This is a genomic window from Aeromicrobium sp. PFPM2_SD2 (assembly GCF_057364525.1).
In genome coordinates this window covers 1-7,429 of record NZ_JBNFNZ010000075.1, presented here as the reverse complement: position 1 = coordinate 7,429, position 7,429 = coordinate 1, and the positions used below count along the sequence as shown (strand labels likewise).

Below are 7,429 nucleotides of genomic sequence, written 5' to 3'. Positions count from 1 at the left end.
CGGCCGCGCGCTGCAGCCCGCGGTGCTGGCCCGGCCGACGACCGTACGCCACGTGGAGCCTCACCCGGCTGCGCGCCGAGGCGCGCGCCCAGGGCGTCAGCGGCTACTCGCGCATGCCGCGCGAGCAGCTCCTGCTGGCCCTGGGCACCCGCTAGCTAGCCCTCGTTCGAGCGGCGCAGCGACTGCGACAGCCGCTCGGCGGCTGCGACGACGGCCGGGGCGTGCATGCGTCCGGGCTGGCGTGTGAGGCGCTCCAGCGGTCCGGACACCGACACCGCGGCGACGACCTTGCCGGAAGGGGAGCGGACCGGCGCGGAGGCCGAGCCGACGCCGGCCTCGCGCTCGCCGACGCTCTGCGCCCAGCCGCGGCGACGCACGGCCGACAGCTCGGCGGCCGAGAACGTCGCCTTCACCAGGCCCTTGTTCATCCGCTCGGGGTCCTCCCAGGCCAGCAGCACCTGCGCCGCGGACCCGGCCGACATGGTCAGCTGCGAGCCGACTGGGATCGAGTCGCGCAGGCCCGTGGGCCGGTCGGCCGAGGCCACGCACACGCGGGCGTCGCCCTGACGGCGGTAGAGCTGGGCCGACTCGCCGGTGATGTCGCGCAGTCGCGCGAGCACCGGTCCGGCGGCCGCCAGCAGGCGGTCCTCACCCGCCGCGGCGGCCAGCTCGCCCAGGCGCGGGCCCAGGATGAAGCGTCCTTGCATGTCACGGGCGACGAGCCGATGATGCTCGAGCGCCACGGCCAGTCGATGCGCGGTCGGCCGGGCCAGTCCGGTGCCCGCGACCAGGCCCGCGAGCGTCTGCGGTCCCGGCTCCAGGGCGGCCAGGACGAGCGCGGCTTTGTCCAGAACCCCGACTCCGCTAGAGTTGTCCATGTCTTGATACTGCCGTATCGCATTGTGAGACGCAAGTGCGGCGGGACTCAGGACGGACGACACATCTGCCGAGGAGCCAGCCATGGGCAAGACGCTTGCTGAGAAGATCTGGGACGACCACGTCGTCCGCAGCGCCGACGGAGAGCCGGACCTGCTCTACATCGACCTGCACCTCATCCACGAGGTCACCAGTCCGCAGGCCTTCGACGGGCTCCGCCTCTCGGGGCGCCCGGTCCGCCGTCCGGACCTCACGCTGGCCACCGAGGACCACAACATCCCGACCACGGACCTCGACAAGCCGATCGCCGACCTGGTGTCGCGCACGCAGGTCGAGACGCTGCGCCGCAACGCCGAGGAGTTCGGCGTCCGGCTGCACCCGATGGGTGACATCGACCAGGGCATCGTCCACGTCGTCGGCCCGCAGCTGGGCCTGACCCAGCCCGGCATGACGATCGTGTGCGGCGACTCCCACACGTCCACGCACGGCGCCTTCGGCTCGATCGCGTTCGGCATCGGGACGTCCGAGGTCGAGCACGTGCTGGCCACGCAGTCGCTGTCGCAGGCCAAGCCCAAGATGATGGCCGTCGAGGTCGTCGGCGACCTGCCCGAGGGCTCGACCGCCAAGGACCTCATCCTGGCGCTCATCACGCAGGAGACCACCGGCGGCGGCCAGGGCTACATCGTGGAGTACCGCGGCGAGGCCATCCGCAAGCTGTCGATGGAGGCGCGGATGACCATCTGCAACATGTCCATCGAGTGGGGCGCCAAAGCCGGCCTCATCGCCCCGGACGAGACCACGTTCGCGTACCTGCAGGGCCGCCCGCACGCCCCGCAGGGCGACGCGTGGGACGAGGCCGTCGCCTACTGGCGCAGCCTGGTCACCGACGACGACGCGGTCTTCGACAAGGTCGTCACCATCGACGCGAGCACGATCACGCCGTTCGTCACCTGGGGCACGAACCCCGGCCAGGGCGTCGCGCTGTCGGGCGACGTGCCGGACCCGGCCTCGTTCGAGGACCCGAACGAGCGCGTCGCCGCCGAGCGGGCGCTGGAGTACATGGGCCTGACCGCCGGCACCCCGATGCGCGACATCGCCGTCGACACCGTGTTCATCGGCTCGTGCACCAACGGTCGCATCGAGGACCTGCGCACCGCCGCGAGCCTCATCGAGGGGCACAAGGTCGCCGAGAACACCCGCGTGCTCGTCGTCCCCGGCTCGGTGCGCGTGCGCCTGCAGGCCGAGCAGGAGGGCCTGGACGTCGTGTTCAAGGAGGCCGGCGCCGAGTGGCGCGGAGCGGGCTGCTCGATGTGCCTGGGCATGAACCCCGACCAGCTGACCCCGGGCGAGCGCAGCGCGTCCACGTCCAACCGCAACTTCGAGGGACGCCAGGGCAAGGGCGGACGCACGCACCTGGTCTCGCCCGAGGTCGCCGTCGCCACCGGCGTGCTGGGCCACCTGGCCTCGCCCGCCGACCTGCAGCAGCTCTCGAAGGCAGGAGCCTGAGCCATGGAGAAGTTCACCTCGCACACCGGCGTCGGCGCCCCGCTGCGCCGCAGCAACGTCGACACCGACCAGATCATCCCGGCGGTCTACCTCAAGCGAGTGTCCCGCACGGGCTTCGAGGACGGGCTGTTCTCGGCCTGGCGCAACGACGAGTCGTTCGTGCTCAACCAGGACGCCTACCGGGACGCGACCGTGCTGGTCGCCGGCCCGGACTTCGGCACCGGCTCCTCGCGCGAGCACGCCGTGTGGGCGCTCATGGACTACGGCTTCAAGGCCGTCATCTCGCCCCGCTTCGCCGACATCTTCCGCGGCAACTCGGGCAAGGCCGGCCTGCTCGCCGCCCAGGTCGACGAGGACGTCGTGGAGCGGATCTGGGCGTACCTCGAGGCCGAGCCGGGCGCCGCGGTGACCGTCGACCTGGAGTCGCGCACCGTCCGGGCCGGGGACCTCGAGGCCCCGTTCCAGATCGACGACTACACGCGCTGGCGCCTGCTGGAGGGCCTGGACGACGTCGCGATCACCCTGTCGCACGACGACGACATCAGCGCCTACGAGGCCCGTCGTCCGGCGTTCAAGCCGGCGACGCTGCCGGCACGCTGAGGCGCGGCGGGGGTGCGTGCGGCGCGCCCCCGCCGAGCCGTAGGCTCGCCCCCATGACGCACGCCCGGGCCCGCCTCTCGACGACCGTGCGCCTGGTGAAGCTGCTCCTGCGCCGGCCGCTCATGGTGCTCACCAAGCGCGACTGGCGCGGCGCCGAGAACCTGCCCGCCGAGGGTGGCTTCGTGCTCGCCGCGAACCACGTGTCGCACCTGGACCCGATCATGCTGGCGCACTGGATGATCGACCACCGGATCTCGCCGCACTTCCTGGCCAAGGAGGGGCTGTTCCGGGTCAAGCCGCTCGTCGGCCGGGTGGTGAGCAACGCCGAGCAGATCCCGGTCTACCGCCGCAGCGACCGGGCCCGCGACGCCTTCGACGCCGCGGTCGCCGCCGTCGAGCGCGGCTGGGTGGTGAGCTTCTACCCCGAGGGCACGATCACCCGCGACCCCGACCTGTGGCCCATGACCGGGCACACCGGCGCCGTGCGCGTGGCGCTGCGCACCGGCGCGCCGCTCGTCCCGGTCGCCCAGTGGGGCCCGCAGGACGTCCTGTGGCCGTACACGAAGCGGCCCCGGTTCTTCCCGCGCCGCACCTACCGGGTGCTGGTCGGCCCGCCGGTCGACCTGAGCGACCTGGCCGGACGTCCGCTCGAGGAGTCCGTCCTGCGCGAGGGCACCGCGCGGATGATGGCCGCCATCACCGAGCTGCTGGCCGAGCTGCGCGGCGAGCGACCGACCCGTCCACCGATCGACGCCCACTCCGTGGGGGACCAGCACAGGAGGAGCGCCTGATGGCCAGGATCGCCGTGATGGGGGCCGGCTCGTGGGGCACGGCGTTCGCGCTCGTGCTCGCCGACGCGGGCAACGAGGTCTGCGTGTGGGCACGCCGCGAGGAGGTCGCGCGCGCGATCAACGAGCAGCACGAGAACCCCGACTACCTGCCCGGCATCGCGCTGCCCGACCTGGTCACCGCCACCCACGACCCGGCCGTCGCCCTGCACGACCGCGAGGTCGTCGTGCTGGCCGTGCCGTCCCAGCAGCTGCGGGCGAACCTCACCGAGTGGGGCCCGATGTGCGGTACCGACACCATCCTGGTGAGCCTCATGAAGGGCGTCGAGCTCGGCACGCACCAGCGGATGAGCGAGGTCATCGCCGACGTCACCGGCGCCCCGGCCGACCGCATCGCGGTGCTGACCGGCCCCAACCTCGCCCGCGAGATCGCCGACCGCGAGCCGGCCGCCGCGGTCATCGCCTGCACCGACCTCGGCGTCGCCGAGCGGCTGCAGAAGCTGTGCCACACCCCGTCGTTCCGCCCCTACACGAACACCGACGTCGTGGGCTGCGAGCTCGGCGGCACGACGAAGAACGTCATCGGCCTGGCCGTCGGCGTGTGCGTCGGCCTCGGCTACGGCGACAACTCCAAGGCGTCGGTCATCACCCGCGGCCTGGCCGAGACCGCGCGCCTCGGTGCGGCGATGGGCGCCGACCCGATGACCTTCCTCGGCCTGGCCGGCCTCGGCGACCTGGTCGCCACGTGCTCCTCGCCGCTGTCGCGCAACCGCACCTTCGGCGAGAAGCTCGGCCAGGGCATGAGCGTCGACCAGGTGACCGCTCAGACGCGCCAGGTGGCCGAGGGCGTCAAGTCCTGCCAGTCGGTCGCCGAGCTGGCCCGGCTGCACGACATCGAGATGCCGATCGTCGAGGCGGTCGCCCGGCTGGTCGCCGGCACGCTGTCACCGGCCGACCTGGTCCGCGAGATGATCGCCCGCGAGACCAAGCACGAGCGGCACTGAGCGCTACTGCTTGGCGGCGCGCGCCGCGGCCCGCGCGGCCCGTCGCGTGGCGGCCTTGAGCGCGTGCTCCACGTCGGCCCACAGGTCGTCGACGTCCTCGATGCCCACGGACAGGCGCACGAGGTTGTCCGGGACGGTGCCCGGCTCGAGCGCGTGACGGCGGCGCCGCTCCCACGTGGTCTCCACGCCGCCCAGGCTGGTCGCGTGGGTGACCAGCTCGCTGATGGAGCAGGCGTCCTCGGCGACGTCCGCGCCCGCGGCCACGTCGAAGGACACGATGGTGCCGAACCCGGGGTAGCGGACCTTGTCGACGAGGTCGGAGGCCTCCAGGCGCTCCGCGAGCACCCGCGCGTTCGCCTCGGCCCGGTCGAGCCGGACGGCCAGGGTGCGGATGCCGCGCACCGCGAGCCACGCCTCCATCGCGCCGGGGATGGCGCCGTGCTGGGTGCGCCGGCCCACGAGCGCCTTGTAGCCGCGCGGGTCGCGGGTCACGACCGCCCCGAGCACGAGGTCGGTGTGGCCCGACAGCAGCTTGGACGCGGAGTGGACGACGAAGTCGGCCCCGAGGTCGAGCGGACGCTGGCGCAGCGGCGTGGCGAACGTGTTGTCGACCGCCACCGCCGTGCCCCGCTCCGAGACCGCCGTGGCGATCGCCTCGACGTCGGCGACCTGCAGCATGGGGTTGGTCGGCGACTCCAGCCACAGCAGGGCGGCGTCCTCGGCCGCCTTCACGACGTTGTCGGTGCTGGTGTGGCTCACGAGCCGCAGCTCGATCGCGCCACGCTTGGCCCGCTCCTTGAGCAGCGACAGCGTGCCGCTGTAGGGGTTCTTGGACGCGACGACGACGCCGCCGTGCGGGACGAGGTCGAGCACGGCGGTGGTCGCGGCCTGGCCGGAGGCGAACCCGACCGCCTGGCCGCCCTCCAGGTCGCCCACGACCCGCTCGAAGGCCTCGAACGCGGGACTGCCGTGGCGGGCGTACGAGGAGTCCGCACCGGGGTGCAGCGCACTGGCCAGGGTGAGCGGGGCGCTGAGCGGCCCCCCGGGCACGCGGTCGGGCCGGCCGCTGCTGACGGCGACGGTGCTGGGGGAGAGATCGAGTCCTGACGAGTCCTGGCGGGCGCGCGGGTGTCGGGGCATGAGGCCATTGTGCCTGCACGGTAATGTCGCTGCCCATGGACGTCCTGCCTGGTGGAACCCCTGCACGCCCGCGCGTGGCGGTGCTCTTCGGCGGACGCTCCAGCGAGCACGGTGTGTCGTGCCTCACGGCCCGCGAGGTCCTGGCCGTCGTCGACCGCGACCGCTACGACGTCGTCCCGGTCGGCATCACCCGCTCCGGCGACTGGGTGCTGGAGACCGCGCAGTGGGACGACCTGGAGGGCGCCCTGCCCGAGGTGCGCGGCGACCTGCCCCGCTTCGACTGGGACGACGTCGCGTCCTTCGACGTCGTGCTCCCGCTGCTGCACGGGCCGTGGGGCGAGGACGGCACCGTCCAGGGCCTGTTCGAGATGGCCGGGGTCCGCTACGTCGGCTCGGGCGTGCTCGCGAGCGCCGTCGCCATGGACAAGCCGTTCACCAAGACCGTCTTCTCCGCCGCCGGCTGCCCCAGCTGCCGTACGTGACCATCGCCCCGGGCGCCTGGAAGAGCGACCGCGAGCGGGTCGAGGCCCGCGTCCACGCGCTCGGCCTGCCGGTCTTCGTCAAGCCCGCCCGCGCCGGGTCGAGCTCGGGCGTGCGCCAGGTGTCGTCCTGGGACGAGCTGGAGGCCGCCGTCCTGGCCGCCGCCGAGCTCGACCCCAAGGTCGTCGTCGAGGCCGCCGCTCGCGGCCGCCGCGAGCTCGAGGTCGGCGTGATCCAGCAGCCCGACGGCACGGCCGTGGCCAGCGTCGTCGGCGAGATCGTCGTGGCCGAGGAGGCCGCGCACGAGTTCTACGACTTCGACGCCAAGTACCTCGACGGCACCAGCACCAACGTCGTGCCCGCCGACATCTCGGTCACCCTCTCCGAGCGCATCCGCGCCTACGGCGTGCAGGCGTTCGAGGCGCTCGGCTGCGAGGGACTGGCCCGGGTCGACTTCTTCTGGACCGAGAACGCCGGCCTGGTCATCAACGAGATCAACACGATGCCCGGGTTCACGCCGTTCTCGATGTTCCCGAACCTGTGGGCCGCGAGCGGCGTCTCCTACGCCGACCTGGTCGACCGCCTGCTGCAGCTGGCCCTGGCCCGTCCCACCGGCCTGCGCTGAGACGCCGCCTCCCGACCACGCGGCTCCCGCTGCGCGTGACGTCTCGGGGCTCCTGAGCGCGTCTTCACCCCGGAACGTCACGCTCCCGGGACGGGGCCCCGGGACGAGGGGTCTAGACGCAGGGCTTCTCGACCGGCACGTGCTTCTGCACGAGCTCGGCCAGGTCGACCAGCACGTCCGCCTCGGGCGCGTAGTCGTCGGGCACCTCGACGCTCACGTTGAAGCGACGACCGATGGTCGTGAACAGGAAGCCGCCCGCGATCTCCTCGGTGAACCAGCCGACGTCCGCGACCATGTCGCAGCGCGAGGCGGGGGTGAGGGCGGCGGGGTCCTCGACGCCGCAGCGCAGCACGATCGGCGGGTCGCCCCAGGCGGCGGCGACGTCGTCGCCACCCGGCGGGCGGCACGTC

7 protein-coding genes and 1 pseudogene are annotated in these 7,429 nt (G+C 73.1%); 5 read left to right on the top strand and 3 right to left on the bottom strand.

All coding sequences use genetic code 11. The features are described 5' to 3' along the window. Positions 1–155: 155 nt before the first annotated feature. Positions 156–878, bottom strand: coding sequence for an IclR family transcriptional regulator (locus tag AC2W7G_RS05795; protein WP_485867600.1), 723 nt, complete (start codon positions 876–878; stop codon positions 156–158). Positions 879–960: 82 nt separating this feature from the next. Between AC2W7G_RS05795 and leuC the strand changes: the two genes are divergently transcribed. The 4 genes from leuC to AC2W7G_RS05775 are packed head-to-tail and all read left to right on the top strand — an operon-like array spanning position 961 to position 4,774. Beyond that, the gene (leuC, locus tag AC2W7G_RS05790) at positions 961–2,382 is read left to right on the top strand and encodes a 3-isopropylmalate dehydratase large subunit (protein ID WP_485867599.1); all 1,422 of its coding nucleotides are present in this window, start codon (positions 961–963) and stop codon (positions 2,380–2,382) included. A gap of 3 nt (positions 2,383–2,385) precedes the next feature. Then, positions 2,386–2,982 carry a 3-isopropylmalate dehydratase small subunit gene (leuD, locus tag AC2W7G_RS05785; RefSeq protein WP_485867598.1) on the top strand — a complete coding sequence of 199 codons (597 nt, stop codon included), beginning with the start codon at positions 2,386–2,388 and terminating at the stop codon, positions 2,980–2,982. A gap of 53 nt (positions 2,983–3,035) precedes the next feature. Next, on the top strand, positions 3,036–3,773 hold the full coding sequence (locus AC2W7G_RS05780; RefSeq protein ID WP_485867597.1) for a lysophospholipid acyltransferase family protein: 738 nt from the start codon (positions 3,036–3,038) through the stop codon (positions 3,771–3,773). Continuing rightward, a complete protein-coding gene (locus tag AC2W7G_RS05775; protein ID WP_485867596.1) occupies positions 3,773–4,774 on the top strand; it encodes an NAD(P)H-dependent glycerol-3-phosphate dehydrogenase in 1,002 nt (333 codons plus the stop codon). Before AC2W7G_RS05780 ends, AC2W7G_RS05775 begins: the two co-directional genes overlap by 1 nt. 3 nt (positions 4,775–4,777) lie before the next feature. On the opposite strand, the gene AC2W7G_RS05770 is transcribed toward AC2W7G_RS05775, so the two are convergent. Continuing rightward, positions 4,778–5,914, bottom strand: coding sequence for a trans-sulfuration enzyme family protein (locus AC2W7G_RS05770; RefSeq protein ID WP_485867595.1), 1,137 nt, complete (start codon positions 5,912–5,914; stop codon positions 4,778–4,780). A gap of 35 nt (positions 5,915–5,949) precedes the next feature. Here AC2W7G_RS05770 and AC2W7G_RS05765 point away from each other — a divergent pair. Then, positions 5,950–7,019, top strand: a pseudogene (locus AC2W7G_RS05765) (D-alanine--D-alanine ligase family protein). Positions 7,020–7,131: 112 nt separating this feature from the next. Here the strand turns inward: AC2W7G_RS05765 and AC2W7G_RS05760 are convergent. Next, on the bottom strand, positions 7,132–7,429 hold a 298-nt coding region (locus AC2W7G_RS05760; RefSeq protein ID WP_485867594.1), incomplete at its 5' end, for a DUF3515 family protein.

Coding starts and splice junctions, on each gene's coding strand:
- AC2W7G_RS05795 (WP_485867600.1), bottom strand. CDS start 878: ATGGACAACTCTAGCGGAGTCGGGGTTCTGGACAAAGCCGCGCTCGTC.
- leuC (WP_485867599.1), top strand. CDS start 961: ATGGGCAAGACGCTTGCTGAGAAGATCTGGGACGACCACGTCGTCCGC.
- leuD (WP_485867598.1), top strand. CDS start 2,386: ATGGAGAAGTTCACCTCGCACACCGGCGTCGGCGCCCCGCTGCGCCGC.
- AC2W7G_RS05780 (WP_485867597.1), top strand. CDS start 3,036: ATGACGCACGCCCGGGCCCGCCTCTCGACGACCGTGCGCCTGGTGAAG.
- AC2W7G_RS05775 (WP_485867596.1), top strand. CDS start 3,773: ATGGCCAGGATCGCCGTGATGGGGGCCGGCTCGTGGGGCACGGCGTTC.
- AC2W7G_RS05770 (WP_485867595.1), bottom strand. CDS start 5,914: ATGCCCCGACACCCGCGCGCCCGCCAGGACTCGTCAGGACTCGATCTC.